This window comes from Pseudomonas oryzihabitans (genome assembly GCF_032027545.1).
Lineage (GTDB): Bacteria > Pseudomonadota > Gammaproteobacteria > Pseudomonadales > Pseudomonadaceae > Chryseomonas > Chryseomonas oryzihabitans_F.
Window position 1 is genome coordinate 256,353 of sequence record NZ_JAVSJB010000003.1, and the last position, 24,685, is coordinate 281,037.

Annotated in this window: 23 protein-coding genes; 6 read left to right on the plus strand and 17 right to left on the minus strand. The window is 67.7% G+C overall.

The genetic code is table 11. The features are described from left to right. Positions 1–2: 2 nt before the first annotated feature. A complete protein-coding gene (locus RND78_RS06115; protein WP_312726857.1) occupies positions 3–1,106 on the minus strand; it encodes an acyltransferase in 1,104 nt (367 codons plus the stop codon). Positions 1,107–1,333: 227 nt separating this feature from the next. Here RND78_RS06115 and RND78_RS06120 point away from each other — a divergent pair, with 227 nt between their 5' ends. The 3 genes from RND78_RS06120 (at position 1,334) to RND78_RS06130 (ending at position 5,895) form a co-directional block, all read left to right on the plus strand. After that, a complete protein-coding gene (locus RND78_RS06120) occupies positions 1,334–2,284 on the plus strand; it encodes an adenosine deaminase (RefSeq protein WP_312726859.1) in 951 nt (316 codons plus the stop codon). 2 nt (positions 2,285–2,286) lie between these two features. Beyond that, positions 2,287–3,093 (plus strand): histidinol-phosphatase, encoded by an 807-nt coding sequence (gene hisN / locus RND78_RS06125; protein WP_312726860.1) that lies wholly within the window; start codon positions 2,287–2,289, stop codon positions 3,091–3,093. Between the two features lie 1,122 nt (positions 3,094–4,215). Further along, positions 4,216–5,895 (plus strand): hypothetical protein, encoded by a 1,680-nt coding sequence (locus RND78_RS06130; protein ID WP_312726862.1) that lies wholly within the window; start codon positions 4,216–4,218, stop codon positions 5,893–5,895. Here RND78_RS06130 and RND78_RS06135 read toward each other — a convergent pair. From RND78_RS06135 to rutA, 12 genes are all read right to left on the minus strand, one after another. Further along, positions 5,870–6,583 carry an isochorismatase family cysteine hydrolase gene (locus RND78_RS06135; protein WP_312726864.1) on the minus strand — a complete coding sequence of 238 codons (714 nt, stop codon included), beginning with the start codon at positions 6,581–6,583 and terminating at the stop codon, positions 5,870–5,872. The genes RND78_RS06130 and RND78_RS06135 overlap by 26 nt on opposite strands. After that, positions 6,580–7,506, minus strand: a complete 927-nt coding sequence (locus RND78_RS06140; RefSeq protein ID WP_312726865.1) for an ABC transporter permease — start codon at positions 7,504–7,506, stop codon at positions 6,580–6,582. The genes RND78_RS06135 and RND78_RS06140 overlap by 4 nt, the downstream gene beginning before the upstream one ends. Further along, positions 7,503–8,630: an ABC transporter permease gene (locus RND78_RS06145; protein ID WP_312726867.1), complete on the minus strand. Its 1,128-nt coding sequence runs from the start codon at positions 8,628–8,630 to the stop codon at positions 7,503–7,505. Before RND78_RS06145 ends, RND78_RS06140 begins: the two co-directional genes overlap by 4 nt. Then, positions 8,623–10,137 (minus strand): ABC transporter ATP-binding protein, encoded by a 1,515-nt coding sequence (locus RND78_RS06150; protein ID WP_312726869.1) that lies wholly within the window; start codon positions 10,135–10,137, stop codon positions 8,623–8,625. Before RND78_RS06150 ends, RND78_RS06145 begins: the two co-directional genes overlap by 8 nt. A 93-nt stretch (positions 10,138–10,230) precedes the next feature. Beyond that, the gene (locus RND78_RS06155) at positions 10,231–11,322 is read right to left on the minus strand and encodes a BMP family ABC transporter substrate-binding protein (RefSeq protein WP_312726871.1); all 1,092 of its coding nucleotides are present in this window, start codon (positions 11,320–11,322) and stop codon (positions 10,231–10,233) included. 20 nt (positions 11,323–11,342) lie between these two features. Beyond that, entirely contained in the window at positions 11,343–11,729 is a 387-nt protein-coding gene (locus RND78_RS06160) for a VOC family protein (protein ID WP_312726873.1), read from the minus strand. Next, the gene (locus tag RND78_RS06165) at positions 11,729–12,748 is read right to left on the minus strand and encodes a 2-oxoglutarate and iron-dependent oxygenase domain-containing protein (RefSeq protein ID WP_312726875.1); all 1,020 of its coding nucleotides are present in this window, start codon (positions 12,746–12,748) and stop codon (positions 11,729–11,731) included. Before RND78_RS06165 ends, RND78_RS06160 begins: the two co-directional genes overlap by 1 nt. A 329-nt stretch (positions 12,749–13,077) precedes the next feature. After that, positions 13,078–13,599, minus strand: a complete 522-nt coding sequence (locus RND78_RS06170; RefSeq protein ID WP_312726877.1) for a flavin reductase — start codon at positions 13,597–13,599, stop codon at positions 13,078–13,080. A 4-nt stretch (positions 13,600–13,603) separates the two neighbouring features. Beyond that, on the minus strand, positions 13,604–14,389 hold the full coding sequence (rutD, locus tag RND78_RS06175; protein ID WP_312726879.1) for a pyrimidine utilization protein D: 786 nt from the start codon (positions 14,387–14,389) through the stop codon (positions 13,604–13,606). 102 nt (positions 14,390–14,491) lie between these two features. Then, a complete protein-coding gene (rutC, locus tag RND78_RS06180; RefSeq protein WP_017642623.1) occupies positions 14,492–14,875 on the minus strand; it encodes a pyrimidine utilization protein C in 384 nt (127 codons plus the stop codon). 6 nt (positions 14,876–14,881) lie between these two features. After that, the gene (gene rutB / locus RND78_RS06185; protein ID WP_312726884.1) at positions 14,882–15,610 is read right to left on the minus strand and encodes a pyrimidine utilization protein B; all 729 of its coding nucleotides are present in this window, start codon (positions 15,608–15,610) and stop codon (positions 14,882–14,884) included. After that, a complete protein-coding gene (gene rutA, locus RND78_RS06190; RefSeq protein ID WP_312726885.1) occupies positions 15,610–16,698 on the minus strand; it encodes a pyrimidine utilization protein A in 1,089 nt (362 codons plus the stop codon). The genes rutB and rutA overlap by 1 nt, the downstream gene beginning before the upstream one ends. Positions 16,699–17,049: 351 nt before the next feature. Here rutA and rutR point away from each other — a divergent pair, with 351 nt between their 5' ends. After that, positions 17,050–17,733 carry an HTH-type transcriptional regulator RutR gene (gene rutR, locus RND78_RS06195; protein WP_312726887.1) on the plus strand — a complete coding sequence of 228 codons (684 nt, stop codon included), beginning with the start codon at positions 17,050–17,052 and terminating at the stop codon, positions 17,731–17,733. Between the two features lie 8 nt (positions 17,734–17,741). Here the strand turns inward: rutR and RND78_RS06200 are convergent, their stop codons facing one another. Then, positions 17,742–18,647 (minus strand): alpha/beta fold hydrolase, encoded by a 906-nt coding sequence (locus tag RND78_RS06200; protein ID WP_312726889.1) that lies wholly within the window; start codon positions 18,645–18,647, stop codon positions 17,742–17,744. A 127-nt stretch (positions 18,648–18,774) separates the two neighbouring features. Between RND78_RS06200 and RND78_RS06205 the strand changes: the two genes are divergently transcribed. Beyond that, positions 18,775–19,209 carry a GNAT family N-acetyltransferase gene (locus RND78_RS06205; protein WP_312726890.1) on the plus strand — a complete coding sequence of 145 codons (435 nt, stop codon included), beginning with the start codon at positions 18,775–18,777 and terminating at the stop codon, positions 19,207–19,209. Positions 19,210–19,222: 13 nt separating this feature from the next. On the opposite strand, the gene eutC is transcribed toward RND78_RS06205, so the two are convergent. From eutC to eat, 3 genes are all read right to left on the minus strand, one after another. Further along, positions 19,223–20,038 carry an ethanolamine ammonia-lyase subunit EutC gene (gene eutC, locus RND78_RS06210; protein WP_312726892.1) on the minus strand — a complete coding sequence of 272 codons (816 nt, stop codon included), beginning with the start codon at positions 20,036–20,038 and terminating at the stop codon, positions 19,223–19,225. Between the two features lie 144 nt (positions 20,039–20,182). Next, positions 20,183–21,574, minus strand: coding sequence for an ethanolamine ammonia-lyase subunit EutB (locus RND78_RS06215; protein ID WP_312726894.1), 1,392 nt, complete (start codon positions 21,572–21,574; stop codon positions 20,183–20,185). A 23-nt stretch (positions 21,575–21,597) separates the two neighbouring features. Next, on the minus strand, positions 21,598–22,962 hold the full coding sequence (eat, locus tag RND78_RS06220) for an ethanolamine permease (RefSeq protein ID WP_312726895.1): 1,365 nt from the start codon (positions 22,960–22,962) through the stop codon (positions 21,598–21,600). A 339-nt stretch (positions 22,963–23,301) separates the two neighbouring features. Here eat and RND78_RS06225 point away from each other — a divergent pair, with 339 nt between their 5' ends. After that, on the plus strand, positions 23,302–24,345 hold the full coding sequence (locus RND78_RS06225) for an AraC family transcriptional regulator (protein WP_312726896.1): 1,044 nt from the start codon (positions 23,302–23,304) through the stop codon (positions 24,343–24,345). Positions 24,346–24,685: the final 340 nt, after the last annotated feature.

The window sequence follows — 24,685 nt, forward strand, 5'->3', positions numbered from 1 at the left end:
CCTCAGTTCGCCCCTGACCTGCGCGGCACCAGGCGGCTCCACACCGCCCTGGTACCCAGGGCACAGACCTGGCGATAGCCCAGGGCATGGCGCTCCACCAGGTACCAGGACACCACCGCCAGCGGCAGGGTGATGCCGATGGACAGGATCACCATCGTCCAGGCCTCGATACCGGGGATCACCGCCGCCAGGGTCTGCTGCACCGGGAAGGAGTAGATGTAGAGCCCGTAGGAGTAGTCGCCCACCTCGTTGAAGGCGCGGATGCGCCCGGCCGGGACGAAGGCCAGGTAGAGCAGCACATAGCCCAGTACCAGGTTGTAGACCAGGAAGAAGCTGTCGCGGTCCGGCGTGGCCACCGCCAGCAGCGCCACGGCCGCGACGAAGGCCGCGCGCGACAGCGGGATGTAGCCGCGCAGCACATAGAAGGCGCCGCCCAGGAAGAACATCTGGAACAGTCGCAGCAGGTGCGATTCGCTGGCGAAGAAGTAGTAGGCGAACAGCTTGAACAGCGCGGCACCCGCGGCGAACAGCAGGATGGCGCGCTGGAAGTGGCGACTGTCCAGCCGCAGCCAGAGCACCGCCAGCCACAGCAGCGCCAGGGCGCCGTACATGCCCACCTCGAAGGGCAGCGTCCATAGCGAGCCATTGACGATGGTCTGCAACGGATTGCCCTCGAACAGGCCGGGCAGGTCGAACTCGGCGCCGGCGATCAGGCCGGTGTTCTTCAGCAGGTAGAGCCAGGTCTGGCCGTCGCTCAGGTAGTCCTGCAAGGGCGCCCGGGTCAGCCAGGCACCCAGGCCCAGCACCGTCAGCACCAGCATCACCAGCAGGCCCGGCACCACGCGCAGGGCGCGGCCCCAGACGAAGTCGATGATATCGGCCCGACTGAGCAGGCTCTTGGTGACCAGGAAACCGCTGGTGATGAAGAAGATATCGACGGCGATGTCGCCGAGGGTCATGCCCAGGCTCTCGCGTCCGGGCTCCGCCGTGGGGGTGCCACTGGAGATGGCGAAGCTGTGGCTGAAGACCACGGCGAGCGCCGCGATCATGCGAATCAGATTGAGATTGTTGTTCTTGCCGCCAACATGATCCTGAACGGTCTGCACGGATACCTCACGCCTGGTGTTTGGAGCCATGCGTCCCGATTGTAGTCAGATCACGACTCGCTGCAGGGGTTATGGCCTTTTGCTGGCCCAAAGCGTGGAGCGCTGGGAATTTCTGAGGTCCCGAACCACCGTACATCGGTCAGGGGGAACCCGCCTGGCCGCGAAGGACCGGGCAAAGCGTGCGACAATCATCAGCAGTTCCATTCCACACGCGATTCGAGGTTTCCATGTACGACTGGCTCAATGCCCTGCCCAAGGCCGAACTGCACCTGCACCTGGAAGGCACCCTGGAGCCCGAGCTGCTGTTCAAGCTGGCCGAGCGCCATGGCGTCGCCCTGCCCTGGGGTGATGTCGAAGCCCTGCGCGCCGCCTACAACTTCGGCAACCTGCAGGAATTCCTCGACCTCTACTACGCCGGCGCCGACGTGCTGCGCACCGAGCAGGACTTCTACGACCTGACCTGGGCCTACCTGCAGAAGTGCAAGGAGCAGAACGTCATCCACACCGAGCCCTTCTTCGATCCCCAGACCCACACCGATCGCGGCATTCCCTTCGAGGTGGTGGTGCGCGGCATCACCCAGGCGCTGACCGACGGTGAAAGGCAGCTGGGCGTGACCAGCGGGCTGATCCTGAGCTTCCTGCGCCACCTGTCCGAAGACGCCGCCCAGGCCACCCTGGACCAGGCGCTGCCATTCCGCGACCACTTCATCGCCGTCGGCCTGGACAGCTCCGAGCAGGGCCATCCGCCGAGCAAGTTCAAGCGCGTCTTCGCCCGTGCCCGCGCCGAGGGTTTCCCGGCCGTGGCCCACGCCGGCGAGGAAGGTCCGCCGGAGTACATCTGGGAGGCCCTGGACCAGCTCGGGGTGGTGCGTATCGACCATGGCGTGCGCGCCTTCGAGGACGAGCGCCTGATGGCCCGCCTGATCGACCAGCAGATCCCGCTCACCGTCTGCCCGCTGTCCAACACCAAGCTCTGCGTGTTCGACGACATGAGCCAGCACACCATCCTGAAGATGCTCGACCGCGGCCTCAAGGTCACCGTCAACTCGGACGACCCGGCCTACTTCGGCGGCTACGTCACCGAGAACTTCATGGCCCTGCACGACGGCCTCGGCATGACCCGCGAGCAGGCCCAGCGCCTGGCGCAGAACAGCCTCGACGCGCGCCTGGTGAAATGAGCATGAGCCTGACCGCTGCCGAGATTTCCTACTACGAACGCTTCGCCGAGCGCCTGGCCGACGCCGCCGCCGTGGCCATCCAGCCCTACTTCCGCGCCCAGCTGGCGGTGGACGACAAGGGCGATGGGGCCAGCGCCGGACGCCGCTACGACCCGGTCACCGTGGCCGACAAGGCCGCCGAACGGGCCATGCGCGAACTCATCCAGGCCGAGCATCCGGATCACGGCATCCTCGGTGAAGAAGAGGAAAACGTCGCCGGTAGCAGCCCCCTGACCTGGGTGCTGGACCCCATCGACGGCACCCGCGCCTTCATCACCGGCCTGCCGCTGTGGGGCACCCTGGTGGCGCTCAACGACGGCAGCCGCCCGGTGGTGGGGGTGATGAACCAGCCCTTCACCGGCGAACGCTACCTGGGCACCCCGGCTGGCGCCTGGCGCAACGGCGTGCCGCTGCGCACCCGCCCCTGCGCCAGCCTCGCCCAGGCGCGGCTGATGTGCACCAGCCGCGACATCTTCGACAGCCCCGAACGCCTGGCGGCCTTCGACGCCGTGGCCGCCGAGGTGCAGCTGGCCCGCTTCGGCGGCGATTGCTACGCCTACTGCATGCTGGCCTCGGGCTTCGTCGACGTGATCATCGAAGCCAGCCTGCAGTCCTACGACGTCCAGGCGCTGATCCCCATCATCGAAGGCGCCGGCGGGCGCATGACGGCCTGGGATGGCGGTGATGCCCAGCAGGGTGGCGCCATCCTGGCCTGTGGCGATCCGGAGTTGCACGGGCAGTTGGTGGAGCGGTTGAGGCATCTGGCCTGATGCCGCGGCAGGTGGGTCCGTAGGCTGGGGCTGAGCGGAGCGAAGCCCAACGGCTTGGGCATTAGGTGTCTTAGCTGGTTATCGAGTGCTCGGATGGTTTTGGTTTCGCCCACCCGGGCGACTTACTTTTCTTTGCTTGTGCAAAGAAAAGTAAGCAAAAGAAAGCACACCCCACGTTTCGGCCCTCCGCTGCGCTCCGGGTGATTCGCTTCGCTCACCCTTCGGGCCAGCCTGCGGCCGTTACTCCGCTTCGCTACGTTTCCCTCGTTCCGGCGCCGCTCCAGGGGCACGGCACGAAGGGGCATCCTGCCCCTCGCGCCTTGCTCGGCGTCCTGCCTCGCATCCCCCGCCACGACACCGGAGCTCGGCCTCACTGACGGGGCGGGGCGCCAGCCTGAGAGTTGGGTATTTCCAGTATCTGTAGCGTGGAAAACCGCGCAGCGTTTTCCACTGGCAGTCTTTATCGCGGCCATGGGCCGCTCCTACGAAAAACATCGCAGCCTGTAGGAGCGGCCCATGGCCGCGATTCCAGCGGAGTCAGGTTGTCGTTGGGAAGAGTTTTCCACCGATGATCGTGAGCAGCGGACAAGGCTTCGCCGTTGTCCACGCTACGAGCTATGGCTTTTGTGGCTATTCAACCAAAACTTTCAGGCTGGCGAAATCGCCCCGTTCAGGAGGGCGAACGCCAGTGTCGTGGAGTGGGTCGAGCCGCATGGATGCGGCGAGAGGCCTAACGGGCCATGGACGGCCCGTGTAGGCCGATCCCGGAACGGCGCTGGCGTGAGCAGACCCGGAGCGAAGCGTAGGGCCGGATGGTGGGGCAAGCGTTTTTGGTTACTTTTGTCCGGGGCACGTAGTCCGGGGCGCGCAGCCGCGACTTGGCAAAAGTGACTCGCCCGGGTGGGCGAAACAAAAAGCCTCAGCAGACCTCCATAAGTAGCAAAGGCACAAAGATCAGCAATCGCGGCCATGGGCCGCTTCTACAGGGCTGGATTGGCCTTGTAGGAGCGGCCCATGGCCGCGATTGGCCCTAATCACCATACCAGTCACCCCCGTCACATCCTTAAGCCCCCTCTAAGCCAACTCCCGTATACCGGCAGGATTCCGCCAAGAGTCCCTGCCGTGCTCCCCTCTTCTTCCTCTGCCTCCCCAAAAGCCGCACAGCTGGAGCGGACGCTGCTGCTCGGCTGCCTGGCCGCCTATCTGCTCGCCGGGCTGTTCGGCCGTGGGTTGTGGAAGGCCGACGAGCCCTACTCCTTCGGCATGGTCTGGAATTTTCTCACCACCCCGGACTGGCTGATCCCCCGGGTCGGTGACGCGCCCTTCATGGAAAAGCCGCCGCTGATGTATTGGAGCGGCGCCCTCACCGCCCGGCTGTTCTCGCCCTGGCTCGGTGAGCCGGACGGCGCGCGGCTGGCGGTGCTGGGCTGGATGCTGGTGACCCTGGCCGCGCTGGCCTGGCTGACCCACCAGCTGCTGCCCGGTCGCGCGCGCCAGGCGTTGCTCGCCCTGCTGGGCATGCTCGGCGTGGTGCAGCACAGCCATCTGTTGATCGCTGACGTACCGCAACTGGCCGGCGCCACCCTGGGCCTGGCGGGACTGGCGGCCTACCTGCACGACGGCCAGAAGCCCTGGGCGCGCGGCCTGTTGTTCGGTAGCGGCCTGGGCATCGCCTTCATGAGCAAGGGCCTGCTGGTGCCTGGGGTGCTGGGCCTCTGTGGCGGACTCTGCGCCCTCTGCTGGCCCCACCGCCTGGTCGAGCCAGCCAACCGCCGCTGGCTGCTCGCCGCGGCCCTGGCCGCCCTGCCCTGGTTGCTGATCTGGCCCGCACTGCTCTGGCACCGGGCGCCCGAGCTGTTCCATACCTGGCTGTGGACCAACAACATTGGCCGCTTCTTCGGCCTGGAGGCACGCAACAGCGATACCGACGGCCTGCTCTCCAGCCTGGCGGACCTGACGGCGCTGTCCTTTCCCACCGGGCTGGTCCTGCTCGGCGCCACGCTCTGGCAGCTCTATCGCCGCGGCGGCAGCCCCCTGAAGCGGCTGGGCCGGCATCCGGGACTGGCCACGGTGGCGCTCTATGCCATCGTCTGCCTGGGAGTGCTGCTCAAGTCGGCGGTCTTTCGTAGCCTCTACCTGCTGCCGCTGTTTCCCGCCCTGGCGTTACTGGCCGCGCGGCTGGAGCCACCACCGGCCATCGCCCGCCTCGGGCGTGACGCCAGCGTGGCCTTCTGGACGCCCCTCATCGCCCTGCTGGCTCTGGGCGGTATCGGCCTGGCCCTGGGCTGGGCCTTGCCCTGGCCGCACCTGGTCCGCGATCACCTGCCGATCGCGGAACGCCTGTCGCTGAGTATCCTTGCCTGGGCGGTCGCCCTGCTGGCCCTGGTCGGCTGGGGCGTCACCCTGGGGCTGCGTGCGCAGTTGGGTGCCGCCAGCGTCTGGTTCGTGGGCCTGACCGTCAGCTGGACCCTGGCCAACAGCCTCTGGCTGCCCTGGGTCGACCTGGGCAACAGCTATGCCCGGCCCTTCACCGAACTGCAGCGGGTGCTGCCACAGACGGATTGCGTGGCCAGCTACGGCCTGGGGGAGTCGGAGCGCTCCATGCTGCACGTCTACAGTGGCTATCCACCACAGGAACAGGCCAGCCTGCGCCAGGTGCCCTGCCAGGTGCTGGTGGTACAGGACGAGTGGCACGAACCCACGGCGGTGCCGCCGGGCTGGCAGCTACTCTGGCAGGGCGCCCGGCCCGGCAATCTCAAGGAGCGCTTCCGTGCCTTCAGCCGGATGGCGACGCTGCCCTGACAGCGCCGTCCACACCCCAGGCCGCGAGCAGGTCCTGGGACTCCATCACCAGCCCCAGGTGCAGGGAGACCATGCTCAGCGCCGCCCGCTCCAGGCCTTCGTCGGTCCCCCGCACCAGGTCACGCAGGACGATCACCCGGTAGGTGCGGTTGCTGGCGTCGAAGGCGGTGTTGAGCACGCAGCAGTCGGTGAAGCCGCCATCCAGCACCACGGTGGTGATGCGCTGGTTGCGCAGCAGGAAGTCCAGGTCGGTGGGATAGAAGGCCGACAGCCGCCGCTTGTTCTCCACCCGCAGATCCTCGGGCAGGACCTCGGTGAGCAATTCGGTCCAGGGCGAGCCTTCCAGGGCATGGGCGTCAGCGTTGGGAATCGGCCCGACGTGCAGCGGGAAGGTCCGCCGCCAGGCTGCGGGGATGCCGCCCAGGTCGTCGGCGCCATTGGCGCGCAGCACCGACTTCACATGGACGATGCGCACGCCCAGGGCGCGGGCCTGGCGGTGGAAGGCGTCCACCGGTGCCACCAGGTCACGGGCACGTGGCGCCGGGCAGGGGCAATCCGGTGAGGCGTCCAAGTGCCCGCGGTGCAGGTCGATGGACAGCACCGCCGTGGTGGCGGGGTCCAGGTAATCGGTGAAGTCCGCCCGCGCCAGCAGCCGGGGTTCTTCATAGACGAAAGCGCGCAGGCTCATCGGCGTTCCTCGCGAACATAGGCTTCGCCCAGGGCGCCGGGTTGGCTGAGGCGGTCACGCCCGGCCAGGGCCACCCAGATCATCACACCCAGGGTGACGGCATAGGGCGCCATCAGGATGAAGTATTGCGACAGCCGCACCCCGGCGGCGGCCAGTTGCGGAATCAGCGCCTCGATGCAGCCGAACAGCAGCGCCCCGGCCAGGGCGCGCCAGGGCGACCAGCGGGCGAAGATCACCAGGGCCACGGCGATCCAGCCACGGCCACCGGTCATCTCGGCGATCCACAGCTTGGTGCTGAGCACGGCGATGTAGCCGCCCGCAAGACCCACCAGGGCCGCGCCGGCGAGGATCGCCAGCAATCGGTAGCCCGCCACCGAGAGACCCGCGGCATCGGCCGCCTGGGGGTTCTCGCCCACCGCCCGCAGGCGCAGGCCAGGGGTGGTGCGTTCGAGCCAGGCGATCAGCGCGAGGAAGATCAGCGGGGTCAGGTAGACCAGCAGGTTCTGCTGGAACAGCCGCCCCACCAGCGGCAGCTCGGACAGCGGCCAGAGCGCCAGCGCCGGCAGCCCGGCCACCGGCTGGTTGGTCCAGCCCCAGAGGGTGCCGAGCAGGCCGGTGAGGCCCTGGCAGAAGAACACCAGGGTCAGGCCGGCGATCACCTGGTTGATGCGCAGCCAGATCACCATGACGGCGAACAGCAGCGAGACCAGCGCCGCCGCGCCCATGGCCGCCAGCAGCGCCAGGCCGGCGTTGCCCAGCGCCAGTTGCGCGCCGATGCCGAACAGGGCGCCGACCAGCATAAGGCCCTCGGCGTGCAGGGCCAGCACCCCGGAGCGCTCGGTGAGGATCAGCCCCAGCGCCGCCAGGGCGTAGGGCACGGCGAAGTCGGGGACGTTACCCAGCCAACTGGCGAGCAGGTTCAAGCGGCACCTCCCTGGCTGCGTCTGAGCCGATGGCGGATGAAGAAGTCCGAGGACGCCACGCAGATGACGATCAGCGCCTGGATCAGCTGCACCATGGCGAAGGGGATCTGGTAGAACACCTGCAGGTTGCGGCCGGCGACGAACAGGGTCGCCACCAGGAAGGCCACCACCGCGGCGGCCAGCGGGTTGTTGCGCGCCAGGAAGGCGATGAGGATCCCGGAGAAGCCGTAGCCCTGGTAGAAGGACTGGGTCAGTCGCCCTTCCTGCCCCGCCGCCACCACGAAGCCGGCCAGCCCGGCCAGGGCGCCGGAGGCCAGTACCGTGGCGAGGATGGTGGCGCGCACCGGCACGCCTACGGCGCCGGCCACCCGTGGATTGGCGTCGACGAATCTCAGGTAGAGCCCGGCGCGACTCACCGCCACGAACCACCAGGCCAGCACCGCCACCAGCAGCGCCAGGGGCACCGCCAGGCTCAGCCCGGGCAGCAACTCCGGCAGCCGCTCGAAGGGGCGGAACAGCGGCGAATAGGGAAAGGCGTCGCGCGGGTCCTTCCAGGGGCCGAACACCAGGTGCAGCAGGAAGTTGGCGGCGATGTAGTTGAGCATCAGCGAGGCGATGATCTCGTTCACCCCCAGGCGCAGCTTGAGCAGCAGGGGCGCCAGCGCCCAGAGCAGGCCGCCGAGCAGCGCCGCCACCAGCATCAGCGGCAGGCGCAGGGCCTCCGGACCGATCTCGAACAGGGACACCGCCGTGGCGCCGATGGCGCCCCAGATCATCTGGCCTTCCAGGCCCAGGTTCCAGAAGCGCGCGCGAAAGGCCAGGCAGCCGGCCAGACCGACCAGGATCACCGGCGCGGCCTGGAACAGGGTGGCTTGCAGACTCTGGGCATCGAACAGGGTGGCGACCACGAATTCGTTAAGCAACTCGCCGGCCGGTACCCCGGCCAGGACCAAAATGGCGGCCGACAGGCCCAGACCCAGCAGCAGTGCCAGACCCAGGATCAGCGCCTGCCAGGGCCAGGCCAATTGCTGGCGGATCTCCAGGGTATAGCGACGACTGAACAGCGGTTGCCGCGGTGGCGCGGCCGCGGTCTGCGCCAGGGGAGGATTCAGGGGTTCAAGCATGATTCACCATGGCATGGCCGATCGCCTGGCGATCGGCGGGTCGCTGGAATTCGGCGACGAGGCGCCCGGCGCTCATCACCCCGATGCGGTCGGCGAGGGCCAGTACCTCGTCCAGGTCTTCGCTGATCAGCAACACCGCGGCGCCGGCCTCGCGGGCGGCCAGCAGCCGTGCCTGTACCTCGGCACCAGCACGGACGTCCAGGCCGCGGCTGGGACTGTGGGCCAGCACCAGCCGCGGCTCGCGACCGAATTCCCGGGCGATCACCAGCTTCTGGGCGTTGCCACCGGAGAGCAGCGCCGCCTTCTGCCGGACCGAGCGCACGCCCTGGACATCGAATTGCGTGACCGCCGCCTGGGTCGCCGCTTCCTGGGCGCGGCGATCCAGGCGGGCGAAACCACCAAAGCGACCGCTGTGCACCGCGCCGATGGCGAAGTTGTCGGCCACCGACAGGCCTCCGGCCAGGGCGCTGCCATAGCGGTCGGCAGGAATGGCGGCGATGCGCAGGTCGCGGCGTCGGGCGCTGGCGGCCGCGGCCAGATCGCCGAAGCCCTCCAGCCGCACCTCGCCTTCGTAGGGCTGCGGCAGGCCCATCAAGACGTCGGCCAGTTCGCCCTGGCCGTTGCCGCCAACCCCGGCGATGCCATAGATCTCGCCGGCGCGCAGCTCCAGGTCGATACCGTCCAGGGCGCGGCGGCCACCGCGCTCGGGGGTACGCAGGCCGCGCACCGTCAACAGCGGTGCCCCGGCAGCGCGCCGCGGGGTGTCGGCCAGCGGCTGGGCGTCACCCACGGTGAGGCGCACCAGTTCGTCCACCGATACCTCGGCGGGGTCCAGGCTGCGCAGGGTGCGACCGCCACGCATCACCGTGAGGCGGTCGGCGTAGGTCAGGGCGTCCTGCATGCGATGGGTCACCAGCACCACGGCGGCGCCCTCCGCCGCCAGGGCGCGCAGGGTCTGCAACAGCCGCTCGCCCTCGCCATCGGTGAGCACCGCGGTGGGTTCGTCGAGGATGAGGATGCGTGCCCCGGCCAGCAGTACCTTGAGGATCTCCACCCGCTGCTGCTCGGCGATGGACAGCTCCGCCACCCGCTGCTCCGGGCGGATGGCGAAGCCGAGGGCGGCGGCCTGCTGGCGGATGCGCTCGCTGATCTCGGCCAGGCGGCGTCGATGACTGCCCTCCCCCGCTGGCAGACCGAGCAGGACGTTCTCGGCGACGCTGAACGGCCGGACCAGCTTGAAGTGCTGGTGGACCATGCCGATGCGCAGCCGAGCGGCGTCCGCCGGACCGCGCAGCCGCACCGGGTTGTCGTCCACCAGCAGTTCGCCGGTCTCCGGCGCATAGAGGCCGGCGGCGATGTTCATCAGCGTCGACTTGCCCGCGCCATTCTCGCCGAGCAGCGCATGCACCTCGCCCCAGCGCACCAGGAAATCCGCCTGCTGCAGCGCCTGGAAGCCATCGAAGGTCTTGCCGACGCCACGCAGGTGCAGGGCGTTGTGTCTTTTCATGGGGATCGCCAAATCGGTCCAAGCATCGCTTGCGTGGAAAACGCTGTGCGGTTTTCCACCCTACCCAGGGCGCGCAGCCGCGCCGGTGGCGCTCTACTTCTGCGTCGTCACGCCCTGGACGAACCAGTCCATCTGCCACAGCGCCGGGTCGGACGGCACCTGACCGGCGGCGACGCGCTCCTTGCCGTCACGGTCGCTCAAGGGACCGGCGTAGATCTGCTTGCCCTTGAGGATGGCCTCGCGCTCGGCGAGGATCTTCTCCTGGGCCGCCTTGGGCACGCCGTCGCCGAAGCCGGCGATGTCGGTGCCGCCATCGGCCATGGAGACGAAGGCACCGTGGGGCGCGGGTTTCCAGTGGCCGGCGATGACGCGCTTGAGCTCCGGCACCAGGAAGCGATCCCAGACCCACACCGAGGAACAGAGGGTGGCCTTGGGCGCGAACTGGCGCATGTCTCGGTGGTGGCCGGTGCCGTAGACGCCACGCTCCTGGGCGACGATCTGCGGCGTGGGGGTGTCCACGTGCTGGCCGATGACATCGGCGCCCTGGTCGATCAGCGCGGCGGCGGCGGCGCGCTCCTTGACCGGATCGTTCCAGCTGCCGGTGTAGATCACCGTGAGGGTGGCATTGGGATTCATCTGCCGGGCGCCCAGCTCGTAGGCGTTGATGGTCCAGTTCACCACGCCGAAGGGATTGGCGGCGACGAAGCCCAGCTTGCCGGTCTTGGACGCCGCGCCCGCGGCCATGCCACAGAGGTACTGGCTCTCGTAGGTGCGGCCATAGAAGGATTCCAGGTTACGCCCGTTGGTGGTGCCCGAGGCGTTGAGGAAGGCCACCTCGGGATACTGCTCGGCCAGTTGCTTGAAGGTGTCGGAATAGCCGAAGGCGGTACCGATGACGATGTTGGCGCCGCGCTTGATGAAGCGCTCGGCGGCCGGGCGGATGGCCGAGGCGGTCTCCGGCACGTTTTCCACGAACTGGATCTTCATGCCCAGTTCCTTCTCGATCTTCACCCGCGCCTCGTCCATGGCCTGGGTCCAGCCGCCGTCGTTCTTGGCGGTGAAATACAGCATGGCGATCTTCGGCTCGCCCTTGAGGGTGAAACCCTCGTCGTCCGCCCGCGCCACGGCGCCCAGTCCTACCAGCGCCAGCACGCACGCCACTCTTCCCAGCCATCTGCTCAGCATCGTCTCGTCCTTAGTCTTGTTCACAGCATGTGGTTGATACGGAACACGTTGCCTTCCGGGTCCAGCAGCACGGCCTGGTACCAGTGGTAGTAGGTTTCGTAGGGCGCCTTCAACAGGCGGGCACCGGCGGCCTCGGCCACCGGCACCAGGAGGTCCACCTCGGCGCGGCTGCCCACCTCCAGGTTGAGCAGGAAACGGCAACCCTGACTGCCGGCGAATTCGCCCAACCCCAGCAGTTCATAGGCCTCCGGCGCATTGAAGCCGATGGCGGTCTTGCCGGTGTCCAGGCCACGGAAGATCGGCGAGCGGATCGCCTCGATCTCCGCAAAGCCGAACACCCGCTGGTAGAAGCCGCTCAGGGCCACCACGTCATGGGCGAAGACGTTGACGTAGGAAAGGCTCGGCATCAGGCCACCCGCACGCCGGCCTGGGTGCCGCCGAAGGTGGTCTGCTTGACGAACTTGGACCTCAGGTGGTCGCCCGAGGTGATGGGCGCATGACGCGGCGGCGTGCCGGGCGTGGCGCAGCCGGGCAGGCATTCGATGAGGGTGTCGTAGTTGGGCTGGTGGAAGAACACCAGGGACTGGCGGCGGGTATCGCAGCCGGCATCCGCCGGCGGATTCACCACCCGGTGCAGGGTGGAGACCCAGCGGTCGTTGGTCCATTGCATCATCAGGTCGCCGATGTTGACCACGAAGCCGCCCGGCACCTTGGGCACGTCCACCCACTCGCCCTGGGCATTGCGCACCTGGAGGCCGCCGGGGGCGTCATCGGGGCGGACGATGGTCAGGCTGCCGTAGTCGGTATGGGCGCCGGCACGCAGTTGGCCGGGCAGCGCCGCTTCCTTCTGGTGCGGATAGCAGAGGGTGCGGAACATGCTGATGTGGCGGTCGATGCGGCTGTCGAAGTAGGTCTCAGGCAACTCCAGCCCCAGGGCGAAGAGGCGCATCAGGGTGCGCGCCAGGTCGCTCATGGCGGCGAAATACTCGGCATAGGCCTCGCGAAAACCGGGGATGGCCGTGGGCCAGACGTTGGGCGCGAAGTGCGGCCCAGCTTCGGGACCGCGGTAGTAGGCCGTCTCCGGGACGTCCAGCGGACCGATGGAAAAGGACTCCTTGAGATCTCCCGGCGCCGCCTCTTCCAGGCTGTAGGACAGGCTTTCCTCGGCCACCGCGCTGTAGCCGCGCACCTGGTCCGGGCGCGGCCGATCGGCCTTGCGCTTCTCCGCCAGCGGCAGATCGAAGAAGGCCCGCGACAGGCGCGAGACGCGCTCGACCAGCTCGTCGGGCACCTGGTGGTGGGTGATCACCAGGAAGCCGATATCGCGGCAGGCCTGGTCGACAGCCTTGGCCACCGCCTGCTTGCCGGCGGGCGAGCCGTCGAAATAGGGGGCCAGATCGATGATGGGAACACTGGACAGCGGCATGACGGACCTCGCGATGATGGGACGAAAGGAGACAGCGCGACACACGTTCACCGGGCAGGACGGCAGCAGGGCAAGTGCAACCGTTGTGCCAGCTTTGGACCATTTGGTAAAAACTAAAAAACCATACGAAAACAGCAGGTTGGATAAAAAGTCTGTGACCCGTCAGTGGCACGCTGCACCTTGAGCGATCAGCGTGCACCGGGGTGGCTCGCGGTGGTGCCAGGGGATGGATGGGAACGGGCGAAGGGAGTGAATACGGATGGTTGGCAGCTTGGGGATGTTGGGCTTCGCGAGTCTCAGCCCAACCTACGGAAGCCCAACAGCCCCGACTAACCCAGCTCGTGATAACGCCGGTCGAAGTACAGCAGCCCCCCCTTGCCACCCGGCTCGGCCACGCCCAGGACCTCGCACAGCAACAGGTCATGGCTGCCCACCGACTGCACCTCGGCAATACGGCAGTCGCAGGCCACCAGGGCGCCATCCAGCACCGGCGCGCCGCTGGCGAGGCGCGTCCAACTGGCGGCGGCGAAGCGTTCGGGCATGGCGGTCTTGCCGCCGAAGAGGTTGGCCAGCGCCTGCTGGCCGGCGGCCAGGACGTTGACGCAGAGCACCCCGTTGGCGCTGAAGGCCGGATGCACCGAGGCACCACGGTTGAGGCAGACCAGCAGGGTCGGCGGGCTGTCGCTGACGCTGCACACGGCGGTGGCGGTGAAACCGGCCGGTCCGGCCGGGCCATCGGTGGTGACGATGTTGACCGCCGCGCCCAGGCGCGCCATGGCACCGCGGAAGAGATCGCGCTCGACCGGGACGGCGGGCGTCGTGGCAGGCGGCAAGGCATGGGCAACGGACATGGCGCTATTCCTCGCGAGCTTGGCTGAGATAGTCGAGTACCACCTGGTCGAAGGTGGTGGGGTCGGTGACACTGGAGGCGTGGCCGCCCCACTCCAGCAACTGGAAGGTGGCCCGGGGCAGACCCGCGGCCAGGCGCTGGGACGAGGTCCAGGGCACCAGCACGTCGTCGCGGTTGGCCAGCACCAGGGTCGGCACCTCGATCCGCGCCAGCTCGGCGTCCACGTCGAAGGCCAGCAGGGCGCCGATGCGCCGCAGCACGTTGGCCTCACCTGGGAAGTGCGCCAGGGCATGGGCCTCGTCGGCGGCCAGGCGCTCGTCGTGCTCGGCGATCCAGGTGGCCGGATAGAGGAAGATCGCCTGGGCCTGGACGTAGGCCGCGGCACCGCTGTCGCGCAGCAGCCGTTGGCGCAGGGCGAAGCAGCGCGCGGTATGCGGATTCGGCCGGCTCCAGGCGTTGACCAGCACCTGGCGGCGGATCAGCCCCGGCCGCAGCAGATTGACCTGCAGCCCCACCAGGCCGCCCAGGGCATGGCCCATGAACAGGCAGTGGTCGAGTTCCAGGCGATCGGCCAGGGCCAGCAGGTCCTCGGCCATGTGCTGGATACGATAGTCGGCGGGCAATTCCGCTGGGCTTTTGCCGGTGCCGGGCTGGTCGTAGACCACCACCCGGAAGCGTTCGCCCAGGGCCGCCAGTTGCGGCGCCCAGAAGGCCCCGGCGCCGCCCAGCCCGGAGCTGAGCAGCAGGGTCTCGGCCGCCGGATCCTGGCGGCCATGGAGTTCGACGTGCATGGGCGGTCCTCGGTGGTTCAGTGGTTGGCGATGCCCTCACCCCAACCCTCTCCCTGAGGGAGAGGGGGCGGTACGGAGCGGGGGCAGAGTACGGCGCTCGTCCTAGCCGACATGGGCGATGCTGGCAATCTCGATCAGGGCGTCCGGCTTCACCAGGCCGCACTGGATGCAATAGCGCGCCGGCTTCTCGCCGGGAAAGAACTCGGCGTACACCGCGTTGATGGCGGCGTAGTTCGCCCAGTCGGTGAGCATGATCATGTTGAAGGTGACGTCGGCCATGGAGCCACCCGCCGCCTCCACCACGCCCTGGATGGTGGTGAGGACATGGCGCGCCTGGGCGGCGGCGTCGCCGACATGGACCACGTTGTTCTGGGCATCGAACGGCAGGGTGCCGGAGACATAGAGCACCCCATCGGCCAGGCTGCCGGGCACGAAGGGGGCGATGGGAGTACCGGTACCGGCGGGGATCACGGCTTGCTTGGGCATGGTGGCTCAGTCCTTGGCGAAGGTGGTGTGGAAGTCGGCGCAGCTGGCGACCCAGCCGAAGAAGGTCTCGATATTGAACAGCGCAGCGTCATGGGCCGCGCGTGGGCCGGCCTGGTGGCAGGCGTCGTGCAGGCAGACGCCGAAGTATTCGAGGAAGAAGCCGTCCCTCAGGGTCGACTCCACGCAGACATTGGTGGCGACGCCAACGAATACCAGGTTACGGATGCCGCGGGCGCGCAGCAGGCTGTCCAGGTTGGTGTTGTAGAAACCGCTGTAGCGAGTCTTGGGCACCACCAGGTCTGCCGCCGTCGGCTGCAGCCGATCCACCAGGGCGTAGTCCCAGCCGCCCTTGGCCAGCAATTGCCCCTGCAGCTCGGGTCGCTTGCGCATGGTCTTGAGCGCATTGGACTTGTGCCAGTTGGGCGAACCGGGGCCACCCGCCTCGCGGTACTCCGGGTCCCAGCCGTTCTGGAACCAGACCACCTGGATACCCGCGCCGCGGGCGGTCTCCACCACCGCGGCGACGTTCTCGATCACCGGCCCGGTGGCGGAGACGTCGAAGCCGGCCAGGTCCAGGTAGCCGCCCTGGCTGGCATAGGCGTTCTGCATGTCCACCACGATCAGGGCCGTCTCGCTGGCCTTGAGCCGCAGCGGCTCGGGCCGCGCCGGCAGGGTCAGGGCTTCGGCGTCGCTCGCGGGCAGGGCATAGCCCGCCAGGGTTTCCACGGCATTCATCAGGCACTCTCCTTGAGCAGGTCGATGTGACGGCGGCTGTGCATCAGCGGCTGGATGCGCTCGCCGAAGTCGGTCACGCCCTGGACGAAGTCGTCGAAGGTCAGCAGTACCCCGCTGGCCCCGGGCACCTCGGCGATCTCGTCGAGCATCCGTGCCACGCTGGCGAAGGAACCCACCAGGGTGCCCATGTTGATGTTCACCGCCGAGGTCGGATCGGCCATCTGGCGCACGTTGGTATCGCTGCCGGACTTGGTGTCGGCGGCAGCCTGGGCGCCGAGCCAGGCGATGGCCTCCTCGTCGGCACCGGCCTTGTAGTGCTCCCACTTGGCGCGGGCGGCCTCGTCGGTCTCGGCGGCGATGATCATGAACAGGGCGATGGAGGTGACGTCGCGCCCGGTCTTGGCGGTGGCTACCTGCAACCGCTCCACCGCCGGGGCGAAGGCCTTGGGCGTGTTGACGCCCTTGCCGAAGACGAAGCTGTAGTCAGCGTGCTCGGCGGCGAACGCCAGGCCGGCATCGCTCGCTCCAGCGCAGACGATCTCCATGGGCGCCTGGGGTTGGGGACTTACCCGGCAGTCGTCCATCTGGAAATGCGCGCCCTGGAAGTCCGAGCGACCAGTACCCCAGAGATCGCGCAGCACCTGGGCGTATTCGCCGAGGTACTGGTAACGACTGGCGAAGAACTCATCGCCCGGCCAGAGGCCCATCTGGCTGTACTCGGGCTTCTGCCAGCCGGTGACCAGGTTGACGCCGAAGCGTCCGCCGGAAATGGAATCGATGGTGGATGCCATGCGCGCAACGATGGCCGGCGGCAGGGTCAGGGTCGCGGCGGTGGCGAACAGCTTGATGCGCGAGGTCACCGCCGCCAGGCCCGCCATCAGGGTGAAGGATTCCAGGTTGTGGTCCCAGAATTCAGTCTTACCGCCGAAGCCGCGCAGCTTGATCATCGACAGGGCAAAGTCGAAGCCATAGTGCTCGGCACGCTGCACGATCTCGCGATTCAGCTCGAAGGTGGGCCGGTATTGCGGCGCATTTTCCGAGAGCAGCCAGCCGTTGTTGCCGATGGGAATGAAGACACCGATGTTCATCGCTCGCACTCTCCACAGTCAGGAACCGGAACGCACCCGAAGGCGCCGTTGCTGCAGGATGAGAGCAGAAAGCTTGCCAAGTTCTGAAAATTCAGCCCAATCAAACACTTGGATCAAGTACCGAATTAATTTCAGACTATTTGGTCCACACTGGAGCACCTGGTTTGTGCAGGACGCCCGAATCCGGGGCATGGACGGCCATTCGACATGCTAGAGTTGAACCCTTGGCGACCATCACGGTGACCGCCATTTGTTCGTCGCCAGGATGGTGCGAACCGAGCGACCGTGCCTGAAACCGTTCATCGAGTGACTGGCACGCGTCAGACATCGATAAGGCCCAAGGAGCAGTTCGTGAGTCAGGCCAGTGACGTTTCACCCCCACGCAAGTCCCGTACCCCCAGCCCGGCCGCCCAGCAGCGACGGCTACGGCAGATTGAGGCCAAGCGCGCGCAGATCCTCGGTGCGGCCCTCGACATCTTTTCCCGCTTCGGCCTGCATGGCGCCAGCCTGGATCAGGTCGCGCTGCAGGCGGATGTCTCCAAGACCAACCTCCTCTATTACTTCAGCAACAAGGAAGAGCTGTACCTGGCCGTGCTGCGTCAGTTGCTCGCCACCTGGCTAAGCCCACTGCGCACCTTCAGCGAAGACCAGGAACCCCTCGACGCCCTGCGCGGCTATCTGCGCCAGAAGCTGGAGATGTCCCGCGACCGGCCGGCCGAGTCCCGGCTGTTCTGCCTGGAGATGATCCAGGGCGCGCCGCTGCTGCTGCCGGAGTTGCAGAGCAGTCTGCACGACCTGCTGGTCGAAAAGGTCCGGGTGATCCGCGCCTGGATCGCCGCCGGCAAGCTGGCGCCGGTGGACCCGCACCACCTGATCTTCAGCATCTGGGCCACCACCCAACACTACGCGGACTTCCGCGTGCAGGTGCAGGCCCTCTGCGGGCGCACCCTGAGCGATCCGGACTTCTTCGACGAAGTTCTGCAAGGCCTCGAAACCCTGATCATCGAGGGCCTGAGGCCCCGTCCCGCCATCTGAGCGCGGGATCAGGACGCCAGGAAGAAGTCGGCGAACAGCTGGCTCAACCGCGGCCACAGCGGCGCCGGCAGGTCGTGGGCCATGGCGGGGATGAGCTCGAAGCGCGACCCGGGGATGGCGCGCGCCACGGCGCGGCCACAGGCGGGCTTGAGCAGCGGGTCGCAGGCGCCGTGCACCACCAGGGTCGGCGCCTGGATGCGGTGGGCGAAGGGTCTTAGATCACCGCTACCGAGCAGGGCGAACAGCTGGCGTTGCACCCCGTCCACGTCCACGCCGCGCGCCAGGATGCGCTGCACCAGCCGTTCGAGATCGGCGTCGCTCTGCCGGTAGCGGGGACTTTCGATGCCCCGCAGCAGCGCCTTCTGCCGCGCGATCGCCGCGTCCATCGGTAGCTCGGCCGGCGGCCGCAACAGCAGGCTGCCGAGCAGCCTGAACGACGGCGGTGGCAACAGCGGCTGGTTGGTCGACGAGAACAGGATGCCCAACCGCGTTACCCGCTGCGGCCAGTCGGCGGCGAGAATCTGGGCGATCATGCCGCCCATGGAGCCGCCCAGCACGAAGGCGCGGTCGATGCCCAGGTGATCGAGCAGGCCGACGGCGTCGGCGGCCATGGCCTCCAGGCGATAGGGCACCGGACTGGTCTTGCCCAACTGGGCCCGCCCGAGCACCGGCCACAACGACGGCGGCCGGCCACCCGGCCAGCTCAGCCGCGAGGACTGGCCAACGTCGCGATTGTCGAAGCGGATCACCCGTAGGCCGCGCCGCACCAGGGCCTCGCAGAAGCCCTCCGGCCAGAGCAGCAACTGGGCGCCGAAGCCCATGATCAACAGCAGCGCCGGATCGGCGGGATCGCCCCAATCCTCGTAGGCCAGCTCCAGCGTGCCGACCCGGGCACGACCTTCACGTATGTCCATGGCTCATCCGCGAAATGGGTGAAGGTACATGCTACTCCAAGGCCGGTGCGGCGAAAGCGGCAGAACCCACCGGTCACGCCGCAGGGGTGCGCTATGCTCAGACGATCCTCTCCCTGAGACCACCTCCGTGGCTGCAACGCCGCTGGACTACCACCTCACCGACGAAGCACGGGAGGACCTGCGCCAGGCCATCGGCGTACCGTTGCGCCTTTACAACGAGGCCCAGGTCGGTTCGAGTGGTTATCGCGCGCTGGTGATTACCCTGACCCGCGATGGGCTCCCCTTGGGTGGCCTCTGGGGCTATACCAGCTACGGCTGGCTCTATGTACAACTGCTGGCGGTGGACGAGGCGGTCCGCGGCCAGGGCGCTGGCCGGGAATTGCTGCTGCGCGCCGAGGCCGAAGCGAGCAGCCGCGGTTGTCACGGCGCCTGGCTCGACACCCACGAATTCCAGGCCCGGGGCTTCTACGAACGCCTGGGCTATGAGGTGTTCGGCGAGCTGGCGGACTATCCGCCGGGCTTCGCACGGTATTTCTTGCGCAAGACGCTCAGGCCGGACTGAGCGCCAGGCTCGCTCACTGGTCGGTGAGGAAATTGCCGATTCGCGCGTTCTCCTCGCCGCCCTCCAGCAGCGGCACCTCGGCTTCGTCCTTGAGTTGTACGCCAGAGAGCTTGCGGCGATTCGCTTCGCGCATCAGATAGAGCAGCTTGTGCGCCGCCAGGCCATAGGCGAGGCCTTCCAGGCGCACGTTGGAGATGCAGTTACGATAGGCATCGTTGAGCCCGGGACGCGGACCGTAGGTGAAGTAGAGACCGAGACTGTCCGGCGAGCTCAGGCCCGGGCGTTCGCCGATCAGCATCACCAGCAGCCGCGCCTTGAGCAGGCCACCGATCTCGTCACCCACCGCCACCCGCCCCTGCTCCACCAGGGTCACCGGGGCCCAGCGCCAGCCCTCGGCCTCGGCCTGGTCGGCCAGGCGCTCGATGAATGGCAGCGCATGGCGATGCACCGCCAGGGCGGAGAGGCCGTCGGCGATCACCACGGCGACGTCGAAGCCCTCGGGATGGTCGGCGGCATAGGCCCCGAGTTCGCGAGCGGACTCCTCGGACAGCTTGCGGCCCAGGTCGGGACGTTGCAGATAGGTATGGCGATCCGGCGCGGCACTCTTCAGCACCAGGGTCTCGCGGCCCAGGGCGGTCAGGCCTTCACGCAGGGTCTGGTGATCGAAGGCCAGGTGCACGGCATCGCGGGCCTGGGCGTGGGCGGCCTGGAAATCCAGCTGGGCGGCGGTGGGCAGGCTGGTGCCGGCGCGGCCCAGGGCGATCCGCGCCGGGGTCAGGCGACGTAGTTCGGCCCAGGGGTCGGGACGGGCGGTGTCGTTGGGATTCATGGGGAGACTCCTGAGCGATTCGGTGTCTGTCTGCAAGGGCTATCGCGGCCATAGCGGTCCGCCGATGCAGCCTTATCGCGGCCATAGGCCGCTCCTACAAGCTCCTTCCGTATCGGTAGGAGCGGCCCATGGCCGCGATCCTTCCTACAACTGCGCCAACACCCGCTGAAACGGCGCGGGCAAGCCCTCGCCGAGACGGAAGCGGCCATCCTCCAGTCGCAGGATACCCAGGCGGTCCAGCCAGGCGGCGAATTCCGGGGCGGGCTGCAAGCCCAGCACCTGGCGCGCATAGAGGGCATCGTGGAAGGAGGTGGTCTGGTAGTTGAGCATCACGTCGTCCGACCCCGGGATGCCCATGATGAAATTGATGCCCGCCGCACCCAGCAGGGTCAGCAGCATGTCCATGTCGTCCTGGTCGGCCTCGGCATGGTTGGTGTAGCAGATGTCGCACCCCATGGGTACGCCGAGCAGCTTGCCGCAAAAGTGATCCTCAAGGCCGGCGCGGATGATCTGCTTGCCGTTGTAGAGGTATTCCGGGCCGATGAAGCCGACCACGGTGTTCACCAAGAGCGGCTTGAATTGACGGGCCACGGCGTAGGCGCGCACCTCGCAGGTCTGCTGGTCGACGCCATGGTGCGCTCCCGCCGAGAGGGCGCTGCCCTGCCCGGTCTCGAAATACATGAGGTTGTCGCCCAGGGTGCCGCGCCGTTGCGACAGCCCCGCCTCATAGCCCTCCTGCAACAGCGCCAGGCTGATGCCGAAGCTTTCGTTGGCGCCCTGGGTGCCGGCGATGGACTGGAACACCAGGTCCACCGGCGCACCGCGCTCGATGGCGGCGATGCTGGTGGTGACATGGGTCAGGACACAGGACTGGGTAGGGATCTCGTAGCGCTGGATCACCGCGTCGAGCATCTTCAGCAGCTCGCAGATGCCGCTGGTGCTGTCGGTGGCCGGATTGATGCCGATCACCGCATCGCCGTTGCCATAGAGCAGGCCGTCGAGGACGCTGGCGGCGATGCCGGCCGGATCGTCGGTGGGGTGATTGGGCTGCAGGCGGGTCGACAGCCGCCCGCGCAGACCGATGGTGTTGCGGAAGCGGGTCACCACCCGCACCTTCTGCGCCACCAGGATCAGGTCCTGGATGCGCATGATCTTGGACACCGCGGCGACCATCTCCGGGGTCAATCCCGGCGCCAGCGCAGCGAGACTGGCCTCGTCCGCCGCCGGGCCGAGCAGCCAGTCGCGAAAGCCGCCCACACTGAGATGGGCGACCGGGGCGAAGGCCTGGGCATCATGGGTATCCAGGATCAGCCGGGTGACCTCGTCAGCCTCGTAGGGGATCACCGCCTCGCTGAGGAAGCGCTTGAGCGGCACCTCGGCCAGGGCCATCTGCGCCGCCACCCGCTCCACGTCACTGCCGGCAGCGACGCCGGCCAGGACATCGCCCGAACGCGCCGGGGTGGCCTTGGCCAACAGCTCCTTGAGATCGGCGAAGCGCCAGGTCTGGCCACCCACGCTGTGCTGGAAACCACTCATGCTACCTCCTGGGGTCGCGTTGCTCAGGCCTCGCCGAAGGCGGCGTCGGGGGCGATGTTGCCCTGTCTACGGCTGAGACCGCAGACCAGCGCCCCTATCACCATCAGGCCCAGGAACACCACGGCGATGACGGTGTTGTACCAGACCATGGCGATCAGGCAGACCACTGCCAGCACCAGGGCGATGGCCGGCACCACCGGATAGCCGGGGGCGCGGAAGGTGCGTTCCAGGTTGGGCTCGCTACGGCGCAGCTTGAACAGGCTGAGCATGCTCATGATGTACATGACGATGGCGCCGAACACGCTCATGGTGATCATGGCGGCGGTCAGGGTCATGCCCTGCAGGCTGACCACACCGTCGCTGAAGATGGCGGCGATGCCCACCACGCCACCGGCCAGCACCGCGCGGTGCGGCGTCTGGAAGCGCGACAGCTTGGCCAGGCCATGGGGCAGGAAGCCGGCCCGGGCCAGGGCGAAGAACTGCCGCGAGTAGCCGAGGATGATGCCGTGGAAGCTGGCCACCAGGCCGAACAGGCCGATGCCCACCAGCAGGTGCAGCCACATCGAGTTATCGCCCACCACGCCCTTCATGGCCTGGGGCAGCGGGTCGTTGATGTTGGACAGGGCACGCCAGTCGCCCACGCCGCCGGCAAAGATCATCACGCCGATGGCCAGGGTCACCAGGGTGAGGATGCCGGCGATGTAGGCCTTGGGAATGGTGCGCTTGGGGTCCTTGGCTTCCTCGGCGGCCATGGCCGCGCCCTCGATGGCGAGGAAGAACCAGATGGCGAAGGGAATGGCGGCGAACATGCCACCCACCGCGGCCAGGGAAAACTGATCCTGGCCCGCCCAGCCGCCGCTGGTGAAGTTGGCCAGGCTGAAGCCCGGCGCCACCACGCCCATGAAGATCAGCAACTCGATCACCGCCAGCACCGTGACCACCAGCTCGAAGGTGGCGGCGATGCTCACCCCGAGGATATTCAGGGTCATGAAGATGAAGTAGGCCGCCACCGCGCAGAGCTTGGGATCGAGGGTGGGAAACTGCACGTTGAGATAGGCGCCGATGGCCATGGCGATGGCCGGCGGGGCGAAGACGAATTCGATCAGCGTCGCGATCCCGGCGAGGGTGCCGCCGACCGGACCGAAGGCCCGCCGGCTGTAGGCGAAGGGGCCTCCCGCATGGGGAATGGCGGTGGTCAATTCGGTGAAGCTGAAGATGAAGCAGGTGTACATCACCGCCACCACCAGGGCGGTGATCAGAAAGCCCAGGGTCCCGGCGACGCCCCAGCCGTAGCTCCAGCCGAAGTATTCCCCGGAGATCACCAGGCCCACGGCGATACCCCAGAGATGCAGGGTGCCGAGGGTCGGCTTGAGTTTCTCGTTGGTCATGACAGGCCACTCCCCTTGTAGCGACGTGATCCGAATGGGCAACCGCGATCCCGCGATGCCCGGCTTTTTCGAGCTTAGCGAGCCTGGGGCTACGCCGACTTGACCCGTCAGCACGGTCGCTGCGACCTCAGGTCAAGTCGGCGTTACCCCTCTTCCCAGCGTGCTACCCGAGACCGCACCACCAGAGTGCACCTCCACGGAAGCCGCCCTACGATGAGGCATGCCAAGGGCCGTAATACCGTGAAACCCTCGGCGTCTTGGCGGTCCCCAGCGGACATTCCTCGCCCAGGGGCACAGCCTTTGCTTCATCCGTGCCTAATCTCTCCATGGACCCCACCCATGCCCCTGGCCGCCTCCGGCTTCGCCGCCCTGACCTCACCGTCGCGCAACCTCGGCGTGCTCTCCGCTGCCGCCAGCGGTCTGGATGCCGTCATCGCCAGCCACGGTGGCGACGTGGACCGCATCTTCGGTACCGCCGGTATCGATCCCGAGCAATTGCAGCACCCCACCCTGAGCCTGGGATTGGGCAACTACTGCCGGGTGTTGGAGGAAGCCGCCGCCCAGTCCGGCTGCGACAATTTCGGCCTGCACTACGGCCAGCAATTCAAACCGCAGATGCTGGGACTACTGGGCTACGTGGGGCTCTGCTCGCCCACCGCCGAAGCGGCGCTACAGAACTTCGCCGCCGCCTTTCCCTTCCATCAGCACAGCACCCTGATCCGGCTGGTGGACGCCGGCGACTGCTGGCGCTTCGACTACCAGGTCCGCCACGGCGCCATCGTCGCCCGCCGCCAGGACGCCGAACTGACCCTGGGCATGCTGCTCAATTTGCTACGCCACGTGCTCGGCCCGACCTGGGCGCCGCGCGCGGTGCAGTTCGAACACCCGCGCCCCGAGGGCTGGCACGAACACCGGCGGCTGTTCGACGCCCCGGTCAGCTTCGGCCACTCGTGCAACGCCATGCTGGTACCCAAGGCCGACCTGCGCGGCCGGGCCATGCCCGACCACGATCCGCTGCTGCTCCTGGTGGTGCAGGACGCCATTCGCCAACTCGGCCAGCGCCTGCCGCAGGTGGAACTGCTCGAAGAAGTCCGCGCCTCGGTACGCCTGGCGCTGCCCCTGGGCGAACCCAGCCTGGAGACCATCGCCCAGCGCCTGGACCTCTCCACCAGCCAGCTGCAACGCCGCCTGCGCGACCAGGGCGCGAGCTTCTCGGCCCTGGTCGAGGGCGTCCGCCGCGATCTGGCGCAGCACTACCTCCGGCAGCGACTGCCGGTCACCGACCTGGCTCCGCTGCTCGGGTACTCGGAGACGAGCGCCTTTTCGCGGGCGTTTCGGCGGTGGTTTCAGGTAAGTCCGAGGCAGTGGCGGGGAATTTCGTAGGAAAGGGTCGGCGCGCCGAACGCCAACTGACGTGGGTTGGCGCTGAGCGCAGCGAAGTCCAGCATTACAGTGCTTCAGGTCTGGCTTATCGGTGTTCTGGCTGCTTATCGAATTTTTGGGGGAGATTCTGTTTCGCCCACCCGGGCGAGTCACTTTTGCCAGTCGCGGCTGCGCGCCCCGGACAAAAGTAACCAAAAACGCTGTCCCCACGTTTCGGCCCTACGCTACGCTCCGGGTCCCCTCGCCCCGGTGCCGCTCCAGGGGCACGGCACGAAGGGGCATCCTGCCCCTCGCGCCTTGCTCGGCTTCCTGCCTCACATCCCCCTCCGCGACACCTACA

Excerpts from the sequence above, each read along its gene's own strand:
- RND78_RS06120 (WP_312726859.1), top strand. The coding sequence starts at position 1,334 with ATGTACGACTGGCTCAATGCCCTGCCCAAGGCCGAACTGCACCTGCAC.
- hisN (WP_312726860.1), top strand. The coding sequence starts at position 2,287 with ATGAGCCTGACCGCTGCCGAGATTTCCTACTACGAACGCTTCGCCGAG.
- RND78_RS06135 (WP_312726864.1), bottom strand. The coding sequence starts at position 6,583 with ATGAGCCTGCGCGCTTTCGTCTATGAAGAACCCCGGCTGCTGGCGCGG.
- RND78_RS06145 (WP_312726867.1), bottom strand. The coding sequence starts at position 8,630 with ATGCTTGAACCCCTGAATCCTCCCCTGGCGCAGACCGCGGCCGCGCCA.
- RND78_RS06150 (WP_312726869.1), bottom strand. The coding sequence starts at position 10,137 with ATGAAAAGACACAACGCCCTGCACCTGCGTGGCGTCGGCAAGACCTTC.
- RND78_RS06155 (WP_312726871.1), bottom strand. The coding sequence starts at position 11,322 with ATGCTGAGCAGATGGCTGGGAAGAGTGGCGTGCGTGCTGGCGCTGGTA.
- RND78_RS06160 (WP_312726873.1), bottom strand. The coding sequence starts at position 11,729 with ATGCCGAGCCTTTCCTACGTCAACGTCTTCGCCCATGACGTGGTGGCC.
- RND78_RS06165 (WP_312726875.1), bottom strand. The coding sequence starts at position 12,748 with ATGCCGCTGTCCAGTGTTCCCATCATCGATCTGGCCCCCTATTTCGAC.
- RND78_RS06170 (WP_312726877.1), bottom strand. The coding sequence starts at position 13,599 with ATGTCCGTTGCCCATGCCTTGCCGCCTGCCACGACGCCCGCCGTCCCG.
- rutD (WP_312726879.1), bottom strand. The coding sequence starts at position 14,389 with ATGCACGTCGAACTCCATGGCCGCCAGGATCCGGCGGCCGAGACCCTG.
- rutC (WP_017642623.1), bottom strand. The coding sequence starts at position 14,875 with ATGCCCAAGCAAGCCGTGATCCCCGCCGGTACCGGTACTCCCATCGCC.
- rutB (WP_312726884.1), bottom strand. The coding sequence starts at position 15,610 with ATGAATGCCGTGGAAACCCTGGCGGGCTATGCCCTGCCCGCGAGCGAC.
- rutA (WP_312726885.1), bottom strand. The coding sequence starts at position 16,698 with ATGAACATCGGTGTCTTCATTCCCATCGGCAACAACGGCTGGCTGCTC.
- RND78_RS06200 (WP_312726889.1), bottom strand. The coding sequence starts at position 18,647 with ATGGACATACGTGAAGGTCGTGCCCGGGTCGGCACGCTGGAGCTGGCC.
- eutC (WP_312726892.1), bottom strand. The coding sequence starts at position 20,038 with ATGAATCCCAACGACACCGCCCGTCCCGACCCCTGGGCCGAACTACGT.
- RND78_RS06215 (WP_312726894.1), bottom strand. The coding sequence starts at position 21,574 with ATGAGTGGTTTCCAGCACAGCGTGGGTGGCCAGACCTGGCGCTTCGCC.
- eat (WP_312726895.1), bottom strand. The coding sequence starts at position 22,962 with ATGACCAACGAGAAACTCAAGCCGACCCTCGGCACCCTGCATCTCTGG.
- RND78_RS06225 (WP_312726896.1), top strand. The coding sequence starts at position 23,302 with ATGCCCCTGGCCGCCTCCGGCTTCGCCGCCCTGACCTCACCGTCGCGC.